We start from the raw sequence: 18205 nt of genomic DNA, 5'->3' as shown, positions 1-18205 counted from the left end.
AGTTAGGTGATAGATCAACGGACCGTAAAAGCCCGATTGGTTTAACTAATAATCAGTGGGGATGCCCCCACTGATTAAAGTTTTGCTTTATCTTTTTGGCTGAAAAATATGTTGAAAGAAGTATTTGTGATGTAAGTTATCTACAATTTTATTTGCTTGATATGTGCGATGTTGTTCGAGTCGAAGTCTTTGCTCCATCATTTTTATTGCGTGATCAGATAAACGTAACATAATACATATCTCCTTTTCTATAAATATAGGTGACTATTTGATATCGATCCCATATTTATAATTAAGGAGGCAAAATGTGTAACATAGGCAAAAAGCACCTTCCTCTCCCATTACGCTTACGAGGTTAGCTGTCGGACTCGGGAAGTGAGAGTTTCCCTACTTAAAAAAAGATTCGCCCCAAGTAGCATAGCTACAAAATTGGTTCCCCCGCTCCAAAATTTGGACTCAGCAAAAGGTATTATAAGGTAAAAGGTAACATAAATAAAACGATTAGTCAAATTATTTTATTTTTTCTGTTTTTTCAGTTGTGTAAGTACTATTCCATCAGGTAGTTCGGTGTATGTTACTTCAAGGAAGCCGTGTTTTTTATATAATGCGATAGCAGGGGTATTTGCTTTACCTGTTTGTACAATGTATGTCATAGAAGAAGGGAACATGTTAAATATATAAATTAGGAGTTTCGTCGCAATTCCTTTTTGAAAAAAATCAGGCGATACAACTAACCTGTGGATATCAATTAGTTTTTCTTCTTGTACAAAAGAAATAAAGCCGACAAGTTTATTTTCAGAAAAATATCCATAGAATGTTTCAACGCAACTTTGAATATCGTTTACAGTATCATATAAACGGGGTATGGCAGTACTATTTAAGTAGTCCCCTTCAACTTTATAGGCTGGAATTTGAACTTGTAAAATGGATGTTGCTACTTCAAAAGAAGTGGAATTTAACTTAAGAATCATAGATAATGAAGCCTCCTTTGAATATGGTATATTAATATAATTGCTTTATGGGTGAGTTTGACAATATTTTTCTTTTTTGCATATAATATATGTATCTCCATATGTAAAATAGCAGTAAATATATTTCTATAGTGAAATATGATTAGCAATGATAAATACATATGTTTGTATTGAATCATACAAACTATAATAGAAATGGAGGACTAAAAATGGGATGGATTATCACATTAATAGTTGGTGCTATTATAGGTGCAATTGCTAGTTCTATAACGGGTAAAAATTTCCCAGGTGGTATGTTCGGAAATATTATCGCAGGTTTATTAGGTGCTTCGTTAGGTGGTAGATTATTTGGATCCTTTGGGCCATCATTTGGTGGGATTCATGTCGTGCCGGCATTATTAGGTGCAATCGTGTTAATTCTTATTGTATCATTTGTAGTGAAAGCTGCAAGGAAATAGAGATATAGATTATGATGAAGAGCCCTGAATAAGGGCTTTTCATCATTCGAAGAGGTGGTTTCATTGGAGAAAATAAATATAAGAAAAAGAGATAAGTTAAGAAAGTTTTTTAGAGAACAAAATTATTTGGCGGTATTGCTTGGATTTGCGTTATTGTTTATTAATATTTTATTACTAACAAAAATATCATTTGTTTTTACACCGTTTATCGTATTTTTAAAAACAATTTTCTTCCCAGTACTATTGGCAGGCGTGCTATTCTATATTTTGCATCCATTCGTTTCACTTTTAGAAAAGAAAGGTGTTTCAAGAATCGTATCGATAGCCTCAATATACTTAATAGTAATCGGATTATTTGTGTTTTTAGTTGTAACTGTTATCCCTATTATTAAAGATCAAATTGATGCATTAATTGATAACTTACCGTACTTTGGTCATGAGATTGAACAAGCAGCGCGTAGATTCGGGGAAAGTAATTTACTTGGTAAAATTCAGGAGAATTTAAATATTAATGTTGCGAATATGGTAAAAGACTATACAGTTGATTTTACAAAGTCATTATCATCAGTAACTGGGAATGTAACTGGATTCTTGAGTACTGTTACAGAGGTTGTTTTAACATTTGTAATGGTTCCATTTATATTGTTCTATCTTTTAAAAGATGGCGAACAATTGCCGAATCACTTCTTAAAATTCATTTCAGAACAAAGACAACCAGCAGCAATGAGAATACTAGATGATATGCACTATGCGATTAGCTCGTATATTAGAGGGCAAATTATCGTGAGCTTGTTTATCGGTATTATGCTATTAATCGGTTACCTTATTATCGGTATTAAATATGCGGTACTACTTGCGATTTTAGCGATGATTGTAAATATCGTTCCGTACGTAGGACCAATTATTGCTATTACACCAGCGTTAATTATCGCATTTATTGACTCGCCAGCAATGGTGTTAAAAGTAATCATTGTTATGATGGTTGTACAATTAGCAGAAGGTAAATTTATTTCTCCTCAAGTAATGGGGAAAAAGCTAGATATTCACCCAATTACAATCATATTTATCATTTTAACTGCCGGAAACTTATTCGGGATTATGGGCATTATTTTAGCCATTCCAGGATACGCGATATTAAAAGTGTTAGTTACGCACGGTTATAGATTTGTTAAGTTGAATACGTGAAAAAAGAGCTAAAACAGTGGGAACTGTTTTAGCTCTTTTTTATTAACAATTCATTTGCATATTGGCGCGCCCATTGATCCGCTTCCAATATAGCATCTAGTGAAAGGTCTTTTACGTTATGATGAGCTTCAACTGTTTTGTAAATTGTTTTTTCAATATCGAAAAAGACAATTTCATTTTTTAAGAATCGTGCATTCGCAATTTCATTTGCTGCATTTAATACAGCGGGAGTAGTACCACCGATTTTGCCACATTCATATGCGTATTGTAGACAAGGGAACTTCTCTAAATCTGGTTTTTCAAAATGTAAACTACTGATTTCTAATAAATTTAATTTTTTATAGGAAGAAGGTAGCCGAGTAGGATAGTGAAACGCATATTGAATAGGCATTCTCATATCAGGAGCACCGAGCTGTGCCATAACTGATCCATCAATAAATTCTACTAAAGAATGAATGATGCTTTCTTTATGAATCATTACATCAATTTTTTCATACGGAATATCAAATAGCCATCTCGCTTCCATTACTTCGAATCCTTTATTCATTAATGTGGCAGAATCAATCGTTAGTTTTGCGCCCATTAACCAGTTTGGATGTTTTAAAGCGTCCTTAGCTTGTAACGTTTGCATTTCTTCACGTGTTTTATCACGAAAAGCACCACCGGAAGCTGTTACAATTAACTTCTCAATCTCTTTATTATTTTCTCCGTTTAAACATTGGAAAATAGCTGAATGCTCACTATCTACTGGAATTAAGCGACATCCGTTTTGTTTCGCTAGTTCAGTTACGATATGTCCAGCTGCAACTAAAGTTTCTTTATTAGCAATAGCGATATCTTTCTTCGCTTTTAATGCTTCAATTGTTGGGAGTAATCCTGAAACACCGACAACAGAACTTAATACAAGATTTGAATCAGGGTGAGTAGCTACTGCAATTAAGCCATCAGTCCCGTGTGTGATTTTTGTATTTGCTGAAATACGCGTACGAAGCGTGTCTGCTAAGTCTTTTGTCGCAACGCTTACAATACGAGGTTGAAACGTTTTGATTTGTTGCTCAAGAAGATCAATGTTATAATTTGCGGTTAAACCGACGATTTTGAAATGTTCAGGATGAGCTGAAATAACATCTAATGCAGATGTGCCGATGGATCCTGTGGAACCTAAAATGGATATATATTTTACCATGAAAAAACCTCCAAAGTTGTTTTGAATATTTCTGCAAACCTATATAAGATTAGACAATTGAAGTGGAAATTCCTGCTATATAAAATAGAAAATTCGGGTTTGTTTGGAAGTGGAATGTGATAAACTGTAAAAAAATAACGAAAAAGCAATGAAAGAGAAGAGTACATATTCGAAACTTTTCAGAGAGCTGATATGTGGTGAGAATCAGTAAGGGATGAATATGGAATGGGCTCTGGAGCTTCTAACTGAAATGAGTAGGTAAAGACGGTTACTTCACGTTAAGAAGTTGAAGTGAGCTATAATGATAGCTAATTAAGGTGGTACCGCGGGAGTTTCTCGTCCTTTTTAAGGATGAGAGGCTCTTTTTATTTTGAGAAAGGAGGAGTTAGTGTGAGTGAAAAAATAATGTTAACAGGAATTAAGCCGACAGGTTATCCGCATTTAGGAAATTATATTGGCGCGATTAAACCTGCATTACAAATGTTAAAGAATAATGAAGGAAAAGCATTGTACTTTATAGCTGATTATCATGCATTAAATGCTGTGCATGATTCAGAAAAGTTCAGCAGTTATACGGAAGAGGTAGCAGCTACTTGGTTATCGCTTGGACTTGGGGAAGATGTTATTTTTTATAGACAAACAGAAGTGCCGGAGATTCTAGAATTAGCTTGGATATTAGCTTGCTTAACTCCGAAAGGACTTATGAACCGTGCTCATGCGTATAAAGCGAAGGTGGAGCAAAATAAAGAAGCGGGTTTAGAGATAGATGCAGGAGTGAATATGGGATTATATACGTATCCGATCTTAATGGCGGCGGATATATTACTATTTCAAGCTACTCATGTACCAGTTGGGAAAGATCAAATTCAGCATATTGAAATTGCACGTGATATTGCGACGTATTTTAAGCATACATTCGGCACGACATTTACACTTCCGGAGTATGTCATACAAGAAGAAGGAGCAATATTACTAGGACTTGATGGAAGAAAGATGAGTAAAAGTTACGGGAATGTAATCCCATTATTTGCAGAGAAAGAAAAACTACGAAAGTTAATATTTAAAATCAAAACAGATTCTTCACTTCCGAATGAACCGAAAGAACTAGAAACGTTATTTATAATTTATAAAGAATTTGCGACAGAGGCTGAAATACAGTCGATCCGTGAAAAATATGAGACTGGAATCGGATGGGGTGATGTGAAAAAAGAGTTGTTTCGCGTTGTAGATCGTGAGTTAGCTGGACCTCGTGAGAAATACGCTAGGTATATGAATGAGCCAAATTTATTATACGAAGCGTTAGAAAAAGGTGCTGAGCGGGCAAGAGAAATCGCGAAGGTAAATTTAGCTGAAATTAAAAAACGGATTGGATTTGAGAGGGGGCGCTGAGCGTTCCCTTGTTTATCTATATAATATTCTTCATATTGATATGTAGAGCAAGGAATTCGCACTTCTTTTCAAAACTTATTAGTTGCATATGTTAAAAAGTATGCTAATATAGGGTTACTTATTAAATGTGTTTAATAAGTATAATTTAAGTCACTTATTAAAGAAGTTTAATAAGTGGATCTCATTCAATAAAAAAGGAGATGAATGTATGAAAACGGAGAAAGAAAAGATGGTGGCAGGAGAAATGTATATGCCAGATGATGAAGAGTTAGTAGCTGATAGAACTGAAGCAAAACGTTTAACACGCCTTTATAATGAGGCGATGGAGATAGGAGATGAAAAACGTTTTACGTTATTAAATCAGCTTTTAGGTTCTTCAGCTGATGGGAAAGCCCAAATTAATCCTGATTTTCGTTGTGATTATGGCTACAATATCCATGTTGGAAAGAGCTTTTTCGCAAATTTTAATTGTGTGATTTTGGACGTTTGTGAAGTGCGAATCGGTGATAATTGTATGTTTGCACCAGGTGTTCACATTTATACTGCTACGCATCCGTTGCATCCGGTAGAGCGGAACTCTGGTAAAGAATATGGAAAGCCAGTAAAGGTAGGTAACAATGTTTGGGTTGGCGGGGGAGCTATTATTAACCCTGGTATTTCAATTGGAGACAACGCTGTAATTGCTTCAGGGGCAGTTGTGACAAAAGATGTACCTCATAATGTAGTAGTTGGTGGTAATCCAGCTAAAGTTATTAAAACGATAGAAGAATAAAGGGCGTTTTCAACAGTTCGTAAATTATCGTATAGACAATGTGAAAGGTGTTTCATATGGAGAAATATAGTGCGGACAATCATAAAAAGAGATTACTTGCCTCTCGAAATGCTCTTTTTCTCTTATTTGCTTTGCCAGGTGTGGCATTTGCTACATGGATTTCAAGAACAGCAACTACTCGAGATATGTTAGCAGTGTCAAATGCAGAAATGGGCTGGATTTTGTTCGGACTATCTGTTGGTTCAATAATTGGTTTACTGAGTGCAAGCCGCTTCATTGACTGTAAGGGAGCTAGAGACGTTATTATAGGCAGTATGTTTTTTATGATTGTTGGATTGATTTGTTTAGGTATAAATATTTATTTTGTTTCTAGTATGGGGGCTTTTAGTAGCTTACTAGTATTTGGAGTAGGCTACGGATTGGCGGAAGTCGCATTGAATGTAGAAGGTTCTTCCATTGAGCAGAAATTAGGAACAACTCTTCTTCCGAAATTCCATGGCTTTTTTAGTGTAGGAACTTTAGTAGGCGCGCTCAGTGGTTCTGTCGCAGCGTCGCTTCACATCCCGATTCTGTATCAGTTTCTTGTGATTTCGGTCATATTTCTATTACTTGTATGTATGGTGTATCGTTTTCTTCCGCATGGAACAGGAAAGAAGGAGAAATCGCGGAACAAAAGGAGAGAGAAGCGTACTTCCTTACGTATGGAAAAAAAGGTGCTTTTAATTGGTCTTTTTGTGCTTGGAATGGCATTTGCAGAAGGTAGTGCAAATGATTGGCTACCTATCGTGATGGTAGATGGACATGAGCAAAGTATAGTGGCAGGTTCTATTATGTACGCAATTTTTGTATTAGCAATGACGTTAACTCGTATGTGTAGCAGCTATTTCCTTGATCGATTCGGTCGTGTCGCTGTCGTACGTGCCACTATTATGATGGCGATTCTAGGAATTTCAATCGTAATATTTGGGAGTAATTCGTATTTTCTAGCATTTGGTGTAGTACTGTGGGGGATTGGTGCAGCGCTAGGTTTCCCAATTGGTCTGTCAGCTGCTGGAGATGACCGTGAAAATGCGACTTCTAATGTTGCTGCAGTTTCTATCATTGGTTATACAGCCTTTTTAGTCGGACCACCATTTTTAGGGATACTTGGGGAAGCATTCGGAATACGTAATGCCTTGCTAGCGGTTTTATTATTTGTTCTTTTGTCTGGAATTGTATCGTCTATTACAAGAGAGAATACACCGAGCTAAATAAGGATTGCATGCAGCGGAAATATATCATCTCTATTGCTTTAGAAAATGATGTATGATATATTGTCAACGCAACTTATTAAAAGTGTTTAATAAGTATGTTGATTAAGGTGGTGAGCGATTTGAGTGAACAATTTGTTACTCAAAAATCAATTAAAGAGACGATCCTTCGCGGCATTCGTACGGCTCTTCTAGAGCAAGGAAGTGCGACGAAAGTTGAACTTAGTAATACATTAGAAATTAGTTTTCCAACGATAAGTAAATTTATAGAAAATATGAAACAAGATGGTGAAGTCACTTTAGTCGGTTTAGATGATTCAAGTGGCGGAAGAAGAGCGAAACGATATGCGTATAATCCAGAATATATGTTAGGATTAGCGATATTTTTAGAAAAAAATGAGACGAATTATACAATTTTTAACTGTTTAGGGGAAGTAAAAGAACAAGGGAGTACTTCAAGTGCATTAATTGATGCGGGACTAAGCGTATTAACAGAACATATAGAAAGTCTTATAGCTATGTTTCCAAAAATAAGTTCTATATCAATTGGTGTCCCTGGTGCGGTCGATAATGGGCGTATTTTCTATATTCCTGGATATGAAAAGTTTCAAAATTTTAATTTGAAAAGTCACTTTGAGGAACTGTTTTCTATACCAGTAGTAATAGAAAACGATATGAATGCTGCAGTGCTCGGGTATCATAAAAACACGAGGAATAATGACAATTCCTCTCTTGTATATTTGTATTCAGGTCAAAATGGCCCAGGTGCGGGGATTATGGTAAATGGAGATGTCGTACGCGGAAGTACATTTTTCTCAGGAGAGATATCTTTCGTTCCGCAGTATGATAATAAAAATTTCTTACAAGCTTTGAGAAGTGGGGATTCGCATAATTCAGAGGAATATAATATAGATGCTATTACTCGTTTAATAGCTACATGTATAGCTATTATTAACCCTCATACGTTTATCTTCTGTGATGATGAAGTGAATCAATTTGTAATAGATCAAATTGTAAAAAGTTGTCCGCAGTACATTCCGGCAGAACATATTCCGAAAATAACAGTGAGCAACTGGAAAGAAGATTATTTATATGGGTTAAAAAGCCTTGGACTTGATCTTATGATTACGAGAACAAATAAAGAAAATTAAATGTACTGGCAATGAAGCATCCAATTGCCAGTTGAATAACATAAAAGAAAAGGTGTCGATTATGAAAATTGAACATGTAGCAATTTGGGTGAATGATTTAGAAGGAATGTGTGATTTCTATAAACAGTACTTCGGTGGTGAAGAAAATAGCTTATATCACAATCCGAAAAAGCAGTTTGAATCTTATTTCATAACTTTTGAAGGTGGTGCGCGTCTAGAACTTATGAGACAAGTAGGGATAGACGATAAAATAAAAATACAAACAGTAGGATATGCGCATATTGCTTTTTCTGTAGGTAATAAAGAAAAGGTGAACGAATTAACTCATACATTAAGAGAAGCAGGGTACCCTGTGTTAAACGGCCCACGAACTACAGGGGATGGTTACTATGAAAGTGTAGTAAGTGATCCTGAAGGGAATCAGATTGAGATAACAATCTAACATTATATTTACTAATAAAAAATAAAATTTTGTTGTTCCCCCAAATGTTTACGAGAAACCTATTATTTCTGCAGAAAGGGGGACATAACATTGAGTGAAATCATTTTTATTTTCTGTATATATCCATTGCTTATTTGTATTTTTTCAATAGCTGTGACATATAAAGTAGGTACATTTTACGCGATGCCAATTGTAACATTTCTTATTTTTCTTATGTTAAGTGTTACAGTGCACGATCCAGCATTTTTCTTTTGGGTTGGCATGTATACTATTCTTTCATTTATTGTTTCTTATATAACTATCCTTTTTATAAAGGGATATAAAGTTGTAGAAAGAGAGCGTTAATATCATTTTGGGGAAATAGGGATTTACGGTGAACGATAACAACCTCATTTCACGTTGTAATGACGGGAAATGAGGTTGTTTTATTTATATTTTTAATTAGAGTGATGAAAATCGCGAAGAATCCCCTCAATGACTGGATGAAGAGTACTAGGTAACTCATCAAACGGAAAGAAACGTAATTCTTTTGACTCAGTTTTATCACATATAAGCTCCCCGTGAAATTCGCGGCAAATATAAACAACGAGTACACCATGTACTTGATCGCCGTTTGGATAGATTTGAAAGAAATCTGGCCCTGAGTATGTACGGAATAGTTCTGGATTTTTAATAATAAGTCCAGTTTCTTCAAATACTTCTCGTTTTAAAGCACCTTCTAACGTTTCGTTATATTCTAAGGCACCCCCAATAATGCCCCATCGGTTAAAATCTGTCCGAAGCTGCAGTAATACTTCATCTTTTTCATTTAATATAATGGCATGTGATCCTATTAAAATAAGTGGATGATTTCCTACTAGATTTCTCATGTCTTCAATGTAGCCCATATTTTTGCTCCTTGTATTTAATAATAGTTAGGGAGTTCTTTTAACATTCTTTCTGTTTTACGCGCTGTAAAAGCTAAGTTATGGTCATCTTTCGTTCTGAAAAATAATGTGCGTAAAAAGGTTTTAATGTTGGCGCATAAAATACAATACTCATTAAGTGAAAGGCGTTTTCTAATTTGAGGAAGCCTTTTTATTTTTTTATGAATAATAGAAATTAACTCGTTTTGAGGAAAATCATGATACAGCATTGCTAGTAATGGAGTAACAATGCGTTCATCTTCATTATTATGAAAAAGGTCAGATGGAATAAAAATTTTATTTAATAAACAATGAATTAATTCTTCGTACCATTCAAAGGTCGTATACGTATTATGAACAATTTCGGTGAAAGCATCAGATACGTGAGCAAGACAATGAGCCCATCCTTTGTTTTCAATATAGCCTCGAAAATCCGTTTCTAAGTTTGTATATGTAATGAGTTTATTTTTTATTTCTTCGATATCCTCCTCTGTACAAAAGTAGTGCGAATTAGCGAATTGGAGTATTAACGCAATTAACGAAACAGTGTAAGAACGTGTGAAAACCCCATCTGTATGTGGGGAGTAAATGTCACAATATAAATACTCATCACTTAAACAAGTTTGCAGAAGTAATTTCAGCTGATCGTCCATAAGGAATTCATGATGAATGAAATGCGCAAAACATTTATATATAAGTTGGTAACGAACGTAGCTATCAGTCGTTCCGATATACTGAAGCATGTTCAAAGTTAACTCATTTACGTCTATATGCTGTAGTTGCGTATAGTCATTTTGTTGTATAAGCTCTAACTGTTGTTGCAATGCTGTAATATCCACTGGAGAACCTCCTCCGCACTTTAAAGATGCGATCTTTTCTAGTATTCTATATATTCAAGGACAATCCTGCTCATGCAAGGAGAACGATTAGAAATTCGAGTATGATATAGATGAGGGAAGAATATGACGACGATAGAACAGTTAGAAAAACATTTTAAAATAAGAAGAAGTGCTTCTTCTATTATGATAAAAGAAAATAATGCAGAGATTTTTACAGAAGAGCAATTAGAGGAAATGATGCAATATTGCGTTGCTGAAGCTAAAAAAGGTGAATTAGAAAAACTACATTTTGAAATTTCTTCAAAAAGCCCAAATTATGATGTGTATAAAAAATGTTTTGAAACGTATTCATTTGAATATGTTACGGAAAGCATGATTGTATTTAAAGATATATACGAAGTAGAAGATATAGAAAGTGAAGTTGATTTTAAGTTAATTGAAGAAGTAGGGGAAGAGGCTTTTTATTCACTGTGGAATGAAGCGACGGGAGAACCAGTCGTTCATGATCAATTTGTGCATATGATGCTACAAGAAATTGGTGAGCAATGGAAAGAACATTGCTTAACAGCGAATGTCGATGAAAAGCCGATAGGAATTGTAATCCCGCATATTGAAAGAGGTACGTTAGAAGAAGGGAAACTTATGTACTTCGCAGTTACTCCAAATATGCGTAATAAGGGATATGAAGCTGCATTATTTGCAGGTGCGTTGTTTGTCTTAAAGGAAATAGGTGCATCTTATTATATTGGTGAGACAAATATACAAAATGAATGGATGAAGGATGTTTTTGAAAAGAATGGATGTCAGCTGCTAAGTTGTACTGAGCGGTATGTGAGGGTGTTTTAGGAGGATGAATGGTCTATATTCTCGAACTCGTATAGCGGGAGGGGACTATTTATTCGCACCCTGATCGCGGGACAGTTGTATATAAAGATTTAGGTGATGAACAAATTGCATATGTCTTTCGAGGGAATCCGTGTACAACTTATGAACAAGTAAAAGAACTTTTTGCCTCTTTGTAAGATAAAAAGAAAAATGAGAACGACAAAATAGATATTCCTATAATACAATAAAAAAAGATTCGATTATATGAGAAAGCGTTGGTGAAAGAATGGAGCAGCAAAGAAATTGGCTACAAGCAACTGTAGAAAGAATTGAAGATAATACGTTACAAATAAAGTGGGAAAATAATATAGAAGAAGTTCGTATTTATTGGAGTACTTCACCAGATCATATTGAAGAAAATGGAGAACTACTTGCAACGGTAAATGGAGAATTATCATATACAATTGAAAACCCGAGTGAAAATGAACGTCCATATTTTAGATTAGTAGGAAGTAATGGACAAGCAGTAACAGTAGCCGAGCGTAGATTGCCATTACAAGGTGCGTTTAACTTCCGTGATATGGGAGGATATGAAACGACTGAAGGCCGTAAAGTAAAATGGGGCAAATTATATCGTTCTGAAGAATTAGCAGGGCTAACTGAATGGGATATTGCCTATTTGCAAAAGTCTGGCTTAAAGTTAATTTGCGATTATCGTACAGACTTTGAAGTGAAGCATAAGCCGAATCCAGAAATTACGGGTGCTCGTCAAGTGTGCTTACCAGTTATGCAAGACTTAGCGAAAGACTTAAATATAAATGAGTTTTTCCAAGTTGGTGACCTTTCTATGTTAGGAAAACCAGGTGAATATCTTGTGAAAATGAACCAAGGTTTCGTAAGTGGTAACGAGGCATTCGTGAGCTTCTTAAACTTAGCGCAAAACCCGGAAAACTTACCGTTAGTAAACCACTGTACAGCTGGAAAAGATCGTACTGGATTTGGTTCAGCATTATTACTACTTTTACTAGGTGTACCAGAAAAAACAGTAATGGAAGACTACTTACTAAGTAACGGATTTCGTGAAAAGCTAAATGAAAAAATGATGGCCTTTTTAGGTGCGAAATTACAAAACGATGAGAGCAGAGCGATATTAGGTGCAATGTTTGAAGCACGTGCTGAATACTTGCAAGCTGCGATTGGTGAAATTCAAAAGCAATACGGATCAGTTGAAGCATACGCTGAAAGGGCTCTTGGCTTTACGAAAGAGTCGTTAGAGGAAATGAAAGAGTTATTGCTGGAAGATAAGTAAGAAGAAGGGAGGCTGGTTTTAATTAGCCTCCTTTTCTTATTGTTGTTATAATTAAGCTATGAGAATATAGGAGTTGAGGAAAACATCATGAAATACAAAGTTATATTATTCGACGTAGATGATACATTATTAGATTTCCCTGAAACGGAAAGACACGCATTACATAATGCGTTTGTACAGTTTGGTATGCCTACAGGGTATAATGATTATCTTGCAAGTTATAAAGAGATTAGTAATGGATTATGGAGAGATTTAGAAAATAAAATGATTACGCTAAGTGAATTAGCAGTAGATCGATTTAGACAATTATTTGCACTTCATAATATAAACGTAGATGCGCAGCAATTTAGTGATGTATATCTTGAAAACTTAGGGAAAGAAGTACACCTTATAGAAGGCGCAGTACAATTATGTGAAAATCTACAAGATTGCAAGTTAGGTATTATTACGAATGGATATACGAAGGTGCAACAATCAAGAATCGGAAATTCACCTTTATGTAATTTCTTTGATCACATTATTATTTCTGAAGAAGTTGGTCATCAAAAACCAGCGCGTGAGATTTTTGATTATGCATTTGAGAAATTTGGAATTACGGATAAATCAAGTGTACTAATGGTCGGAGATTCGCTAACTTCTGATATGAAAGGCGGAGAAGACTTCGGCATTGATACGTGTTGGTATAATCCGAGTTTGAAAGAGAATAAGACGAGTGTTAATCCGACTTATGAAGTGGAGAGTCTGCTACAAATTTTAGAAATTGTAGAAGTGGCTGAAGAAAAGGTAGCTTCATTTTAATTGTGCTGATATTTGTCGAAAAATCGATATATTTGAAAAATCGTTGATATATTGTAAGTTGTGATAGATATATTGAAAAAATCGTTGATATATTGTAAGTTGCGATAGATATATTTGAAAAATCGCTCATATAAGTTCATATACTAAGATATAGAACAAAAAATAACGCTACTATACAAGGTCATTCACGTGTTATAATGCGTGAATTAAATATACGTATATAAATAGTTTCTCAGAGTGATGCGATGTCATGTATGATTAGTGTAACAACTAGAGGTGAATGAAGGATGTTAACGTTTTTATTTGAGTTAGACAAGGTTATTCCGCAGACGAATGAGCCACGGTATGTTGCTTATACAAATGGTTTTATCGAAGGGGATTTAACAATCTGTATGGATGACAGAGTATTTTTTCAAAAATCATGTATGAAGGTTGCAGAGCTGGGCATTTATTTAGGTCAGTGGATGGAACAAGTTCAACACGGGCAAAACGTGCCTATGAAATATGAAACGGCTGACCGTGAAGAGGTAATTCTTGGCTTCTTCTATAAAGAGGATCATAATCAATGGAATGTTTCTTCCAGCTGGCAAGAATTTGAACTTCAAGAGCGTATCTCTACTGAAACATTAGTAGAGAGCGTTCAATGCTATTTATATGAGCTAAATAAGGAACTGCGTGCGATAGAATATCCTGTGACGTTTGATCAGTACTTAAGAGGAGAGCGAATGATGCAGCTTTCTTACAAACGACCGTGTGATAGCAAAGCAGATACGACGCCGATAGAGGTTTATAATGGAAGCGAGCAAGTAGGCGTAGTAAGGGGCTATTATAAAAATACGCTGATGAGAGTGCTGGATTTTATTCCGAAAATTGGTAGTAATATCATTTATGAAATAAAGGATATTAAGAACAATATTCGCGTCATTGCAAAGGATGTAAGTAGGCAGCGCCAAAGAAAGATTTTAGTAACGTACATCGATAATAATGATGCAGAGCATGAAATACTTGTATGTGACGGAAAGTTATTGGATGCAAATTTTATATTTACCTTTACATATAAGGCAGAAGAATATGTTGTTCATAAAACTTCATTTGGAATGGGAAAATTATTACGAAAAGGCTATTTAATCGCAGATTGGAATATTCGTCTTGAGGAAGATATGTATTACATCGAGATGAATGCATATGATGGAGATTACATGGAGGATCAATACTTACTATTAGGCGTATTTCATGCGGTTTTATATGGATAATCGATGAGAAATACCGTCATTCTTCTTGGAAAGAATGACGGTATTTTTTATTTATCCTCAAAAATAAAAATCTCATCAATTGTACTATGTAGTGCCTTCGCTATATCGTGAGCAAGTTGTAAGGAAGGATTGTATTTACCTTTTTCGAGATGACTAATTGTTTCACGGCGTACACCAACTTGCTTCGCTAAATCTTCTTGTGTCATGTTCAATTTTGCGCGGTATTCTTTTATCTTCGTTACGAACGCCATGGTGCATCTTCCATTTCATCAACAGGTTTATCATAAAAGAACATAGAAAAACCGAACGTAATAATGAGTGTGCCGAAAATAAGAGCGATATCAATTTCTTGTAGCGCCGGGTTTGGAAATAACATTTCAATAAATATAATGATAGCGGTAGTTAGTAATGTAACGATAAATGCATTGCGACACGATTTATTGACAATTTGTTCAAACAGTTCATCGTGTTGAACTGTTCTATACGATGTGAAAAAGGAGAAGAAACAGAACATAGTAAACAATCCTTTTTCATAAAAAAATCCGAGGAAACCGAAGAAACCGAGAAATCCTAAATATTTTATCCAAGTTGTTTTCATGATAGGTCCTCCTTACGTTGTTAGAAATAAGTCACGTTATGTTACAAATATATCACAATTGGATAGGAATGGTAATAATAGTTTTCCAGTTTGCTTCATAATAATAGTAAAAAGAGGAAATATGCTGCGAAATAAAGAGGATAATATTGTAAAATGGTTGTAAGGAGGGGGAGGAAGAAATGCTAACTTGGATCATGATCGTTGTATTACTTGTAGTGATTACTGTCATTGCGACGGTGTTAATTGGGCGGAATGGTGATGCAAATTATAGCAAAGCGACAAAGGGGAATATTAAACGATTAACAATGATTTATATTATACTAGCTGTCGTTTTAGTTGTTGGATTAGGGGTGTATATTTATTTTAAAGGTTAAATAAACTGAAAAATGTAAAAATCTTAAAATAGAAGTATGCTATAATATCAATATAGTTATTTGGTAATTAAGGAAAGGATTGGATGGAATGATTGAAATTACGAATGTGTCAAAAAGTTATAATGGGTCTACCTATGCAGTAAAAGATTTAAGTTTATCTGTACCTAGCGGCGAAATCTTTGGATTTTTAGGACCGAATGGTGCGGGTAAATCCACGACAATTAAGATGATTACTGGCATTCACGGGGTGGACAAAGGGACGATTACGATTAACGGAAAAAATATTATGGAAGAGCCGATGGAAGCGAAGAAGACGTTTGGTTATGTGCCGGATAGCCCAGATATGTTTTTACGTTTAAAAGGAATTGAATATTTAAACTTTATGGCTGATATGTATGAAGTGCCGAAAGAAGTAAGACAAGAACGAATAGAGTCTTTAGCGAAGAAGTTTGATCTTTATAATGCATTATCTGATCAAATTCAAAGTTATTCGCACGGTATGAGACAAAAAATCGTTATTATTGGTGTGCTCGTGCATGAACCAGATGTATGGATTTTAGATGAACCGTTAACAGGGCTTGATCCGAAATCTGCATATATTTTAAAAGAAATGATGAGAGAACATGCGGATAAAGGAAAGATTGTATTTTTCTCTACACACGTATTAGAAGTAGCGGAAAAAATATGTGACCGGATTGCTATTATTAATAAGGGGAATTTGCAGTTTAAAGGAAATTTAGATGAAATGAGAGATCATTTTAAATCCAATGAATCACTTGAAAAAATGTTCTTGGAGATGACGGGCAATGAGTAAAATTTGGACGTTAACGAAGGTACTATTAAAGTTAAATTACGCAGATTTTATAGCAGATAAGAAGAAGCGATGGGCGTATTTATTTTCATTTGCAGCTATTTTATTTGTTGGATTTTTAATATTTGGTTCGATGACGCACGGAATGTATGAAGGTCTGAAACAATTAGGGCAAGGGCCGGGAATGATTATTGCAATGGGACTTGCGATTGCGAGTATATGGGTATTTTTAATGAGTATAACGAACATTTTAACTGTATTTTACTACAGCAATGATATTGAAATGTTACTGCCGTTACCATTAAAACCAGCGCAAATTATTTCGGCAAAATTTTTAACGGTATTAATTACACAATACGTAATGAGTTCATTCATTTTATTACCAATCTTCATTACGTACGGTTTAAAAAGTGGCGCATTTATTACATATTACATATATATGATTTTTATTTACTTACTCTTCCCAATCGTGCCGTTAGTATTAGCTTCGTTACTGATGACAATTATTATGAGGTATACAAATATAGCGAAAAATAAAGATCGAGGAAATATATTTATTGGAATCGTAAGTATATTATTTATTGTAGGAATTAACGTATTTATGCAGTGGAGAAATAAAAGTGCGTTTTCTGGAGATGGGGCTGCGGAATACCTTGTAAATAATCAATCTTCTCTTTTAGTACAAATGACAAATTATTTTCCAACTACATATTTTGGAGCAGTGGCATTAGTAGAAAATGCAAATTGGAAGGGACCTTTATATGTAATAATCTTTGCAGTTATTTCATTTGTCTTCTTTGTGTTGTTTTATTACATAGCAGAGCGTACATATTTAAAAGGGGTTATTGGACTTTCAACGAGTACAGCAAAGAAACAAGTTATTTCGGCGGAAGGTTTACAGAAATCAACAGTACAAAGTTCGCATTTAAAAGCGTATGTGAAAAAAGAATTTAAAACGTTATTCCGTACACCACAATTTTTCTTAAATTGCATTGTACAAACTTTCGTTATGCCAATTATGTTGTTCTTTATTTTATTTGTGCAAGATGGAAATTTAAAGTTTATTACAGAGTATATTAACAATCCAAAGACAACAGGATTTGCAATTGGTGTTGGTCTTTGTGCATCGTTATTTTTAATGGGTAGTAACGTCATTGCAACAACGTCATTTTCGCGAGATGGAAGCTCTTGGTTTGTGAATCGTTATTTACCAGTAAAGGCTTCGGATATCTTTTTTGCGAAAGCAATCACTGCTTGGTTAATTAATGTGATCATTTTAGCAGTATTCGGTATTACGATGGCAGTTGTAGCTGGGATTTCTCCAGTCTTTATGATACTGTGGTTTTTACTAAGTGCGAACGGGTTGTTATTAATTAATTTAATCGGAACACGCTGGGACGCGCAAACTGCAGATATTCATTGGGATACAGAGCAGAAATTATTTAAGAGCCGATATACCACTTTGTGGAATTTTTTAGCTAATATTTTAATAGCTTTAATTATTGTGGGGGGAGTAAGTGTATTATACTTCTTCCTTCATGTCGGACTGTGGGTTATGTTTATCGTTTTATTTGTAATGTTTACGATTGTAAATTATATCTTTATTAAAATGTTAAAATTAGGTGCTGAACGTATACTGTCAAATATTCAATAAGAAGATAGATCCTCTGTATTCATGCAGGGGATCTG

Annotated in this window: 22 protein-coding genes, 1 riboswitch and 1 other annotated feature; of the genes, 15 read left to right on the top strand and 7 right to left on the bottom strand. The window is 34.8% G+C overall.

Annotation, left to right across the window (positions count from 1 at the left end):
- Positions 1-87: 87 nt before the first annotated feature.
- Entirely contained in the window at positions 88-231 is a 144-nt protein-coding gene (locus DOS87_RS18965; RefSeq protein ID WP_000945244.1) for a hypothetical protein, read from the bottom strand.
- 97 nt (positions 232-328) lie between these two features.
- Positions 329-472: riboswitch (cyclic di-AMP (ydaO/yuaA leader) on the bottom strand.
- A 43-nt stretch (positions 473-515) separates the two neighbouring features.
- On the bottom strand, positions 516-971 hold the full coding sequence (locus DOS87_RS18960) for a GNAT family N-acetyltransferase (RefSeq protein ID WP_000601235.1): 456 nt from the start codon (positions 969-971) through the stop codon (positions 516-518).
- 209 nt (positions 972-1180) lie between these two features.
- On the opposite strand from DOS87_RS18960, the gene DOS87_RS18955 reads away from it, so the two are divergent.
- Together DOS87_RS18955 and DOS87_RS18950 are read left to right on the top strand one after the other, a co-directional pair.
- On the top strand, positions 1181-1429 hold the full coding sequence (locus tag DOS87_RS18955; RefSeq protein ID WP_000539733.1) for a GlsB/YeaQ/YmgE family stress response membrane protein: 249 nt from the start codon (positions 1181-1183) through the stop codon (positions 1427-1429).
- Positions 1430-1492: 63 nt separating this feature from the next.
- Positions 1493-2614, top strand: a complete 1122-nt coding sequence (locus tag DOS87_RS18950) for an AI-2E family transporter (RefSeq protein ID WP_000411479.1) — start codon at positions 1493-1495, stop codon at positions 2612-2614.
- Positions 2615-2642: 28 nt separating this feature from the next.
- Here DOS87_RS18950 and DOS87_RS18945 read toward each other — a convergent pair whose 3' ends face one another.
- A complete protein-coding gene (locus tag DOS87_RS18945; RefSeq protein WP_000241772.1) occupies positions 2643-3800 on the bottom strand; it encodes a 1-deoxy-D-xylulose-5-phosphate reductoisomerase in 1158 nt (385 codons plus the stop codon).
- Between the two features lie 139 nt (positions 3801-3939).
- Positions 3940-4147 (top strand) — a binding site (T-box leader).
- A gap of 43 nt (positions 4148-4190) precedes the next feature.
- On the opposite strand from DOS87_RS18945, the gene DOS87_RS18940 reads away from it, so the two are divergent.
- The 6 genes from DOS87_RS18940 (at position 4191) to DOS87_RS18915 (ending at position 9149) form a co-directional block, all read left to right on the top strand.
- Positions 4191-5189, top strand: a complete 999-nt coding sequence (locus tag DOS87_RS18940; RefSeq protein WP_098577966.1) for a tryptophan--tRNA ligase — start codon at positions 4191-4193, stop codon at positions 5187-5189.
- A gap of 208 nt (positions 5190-5397) precedes the next feature.
- Complete coding sequence (locus DOS87_RS18935) at positions 5398-5961, top strand: maltose acetyltransferase domain-containing protein (protein WP_000845634.1); 564 nt, start codon at positions 5398-5400, stop codon at positions 5959-5961.
- Between the two features lie 56 nt (positions 5962-6017).
- Positions 6018-7211: an MFS transporter gene (locus tag DOS87_RS18930; protein WP_000417593.1), complete on the top strand. Its 1194-nt coding sequence runs from the start codon at positions 6018-6020 to the stop codon at positions 7209-7211.
- 122 nt (positions 7212-7333) lie between these two features.
- A complete protein-coding gene (locus DOS87_RS18925; RefSeq protein WP_000003031.1) occupies positions 7334-8362 on the top strand; it encodes an ROK family transcriptional regulator in 1029 nt (342 codons plus the stop codon).
- 61 nt (positions 8363-8423) lie between these two features.
- Positions 8424-8804 carry a VOC family protein gene (locus DOS87_RS18920; protein ID WP_098577967.1) on the top strand — a complete coding sequence of 127 codons (381 nt, stop codon included), beginning with the start codon at positions 8424-8426 and terminating at the stop codon, positions 8802-8804.
- A gap of 90 nt (positions 8805-8894) precedes the next feature.
- Positions 8895-9149, top strand: a complete 255-nt coding sequence (locus DOS87_RS18915) for a YbeF family protein (protein ID WP_001289513.1) — start codon at positions 8895-8897, stop codon at positions 9147-9149.
- A 92-nt stretch (positions 9150-9241) separates the two neighbouring features.
- Here DOS87_RS18915 and DOS87_RS18910 read toward each other — a convergent pair whose 3' ends face one another.
- Both DOS87_RS18910 and DOS87_RS18905 read right to left on the bottom strand, forming a co-directional pair.
- On the bottom strand, positions 9242-9691 hold the full coding sequence (locus DOS87_RS18910; RefSeq protein ID WP_000540466.1) for an NUDIX hydrolase: 450 nt from the start codon (positions 9689-9691) through the stop codon (positions 9242-9244).
- 17 nt (positions 9692-9708) lie between these two features.
- Entirely contained in the window at positions 9709-10548 is an 840-nt protein-coding gene (locus DOS87_RS18905) for a DUF2785 domain-containing protein (protein WP_000355454.1), read from the bottom strand.
- Positions 10549-10671: 123 nt separating this feature from the next.
- Here DOS87_RS18905 and DOS87_RS18900 point away from each other — a divergent pair, with 123 nt between their 5' ends.
- The 4 genes from DOS87_RS18900 (at position 10672) to DOS87_RS18885 (ending at position 14733) form a co-directional block, all read left to right on the top strand.
- Complete coding sequence (locus tag DOS87_RS18900) at positions 10672-11394, top strand: GNAT family N-acetyltransferase (RefSeq protein WP_017763420.1); 723 nt, start codon at positions 10672-10674, stop codon at positions 11392-11394.
- Positions 11395-11659: 265 nt separating this feature from the next.
- Positions 11660-12682: a tyrosine-protein phosphatase gene (locus DOS87_RS18895; protein WP_017763419.1), complete on the top strand. Its 1023-nt coding sequence runs from the start codon at positions 11660-11662 to the stop codon at positions 12680-12682.
- Between the two features lie 87 nt (positions 12683-12769).
- Entirely contained in the window at positions 12770-13480 is a 711-nt protein-coding gene (locus DOS87_RS18890) for a YjjG family noncanonical pyrimidine nucleotidase (protein ID WP_000875913.1), read from the top strand.
- 287 nt (positions 13481-13767) lie between these two features.
- Positions 13768-14733, top strand: coding sequence for a tubby C-terminal domain-like protein (locus DOS87_RS18885; protein ID WP_000955132.1), 966 nt, complete (start codon positions 13768-13770; stop codon positions 14731-14733).
- Positions 14734-14780: 47 nt separating this feature from the next.
- Here DOS87_RS18885 and DOS87_RS18880 read toward each other — a convergent pair whose 3' ends face one another.
- Together DOS87_RS18880 and DOS87_RS18875 are read right to left on the bottom strand one after the other, a co-directional pair.
- Entirely contained in the window at positions 14781-14984 is a 204-nt protein-coding gene (locus DOS87_RS18880; RefSeq protein WP_000896294.1) for a helix-turn-helix transcriptional regulator, read from the bottom strand.
- A complete protein-coding gene (locus DOS87_RS18875) occupies positions 14972-15331 on the bottom strand; it encodes a DUF3796 domain-containing protein (RefSeq protein WP_000859207.1) in 360 nt (119 codons plus the stop codon). Before DOS87_RS18875 ends, DOS87_RS18880 begins: the two co-directional genes overlap by 13 nt.
- Positions 15332-15510: 179 nt before the next feature.
- On the opposite strand from DOS87_RS18875, the gene DOS87_RS18870 reads away from it, so the two are divergent.
- From DOS87_RS18870 to DOS87_RS18860, 3 genes are all read left to right on the top strand, one after another.
- Positions 15511-15705 (top strand): hypothetical protein, encoded by a 195-nt coding sequence (locus DOS87_RS18870; protein ID WP_000958863.1) that lies wholly within the window; start codon positions 15511-15513, stop codon positions 15703-15705.
- Positions 15706-15793: 88 nt separating this feature from the next.
- Positions 15794-16519: an ABC transporter ATP-binding protein gene (locus DOS87_RS18865; protein ID WP_208730107.1), complete on the top strand. Its 726-nt coding sequence runs from the start codon at positions 15794-15796 to the stop codon at positions 16517-16519.
- Positions 16512-18170 carry a putative ABC transporter permease subunit gene (locus tag DOS87_RS18860; RefSeq protein WP_000036853.1) on the top strand — a complete coding sequence of 553 codons (1659 nt, stop codon included), beginning with the start codon at positions 16512-16514 and terminating at the stop codon, positions 18168-18170. Before DOS87_RS18865 ends, DOS87_RS18860 begins: the two co-directional genes overlap by 8 nt.
- The last annotated feature ends 35 nt before the right edge of the window (positions 18171-18205 follow it).

This window comes from Bacillus sp. CR71, assembly GCF_003429245.1.
Lineage (GTDB): Bacteria > Bacillota > Bacilli > Bacillales > Bacillaceae_G > Bacillus_A > Bacillus_A thuringiensis_S.
The sequence above is the reverse complement of the archived record's forward strand: the minus strand, read 5'-3'. Positions and strand labels throughout refer to the sequence as shown.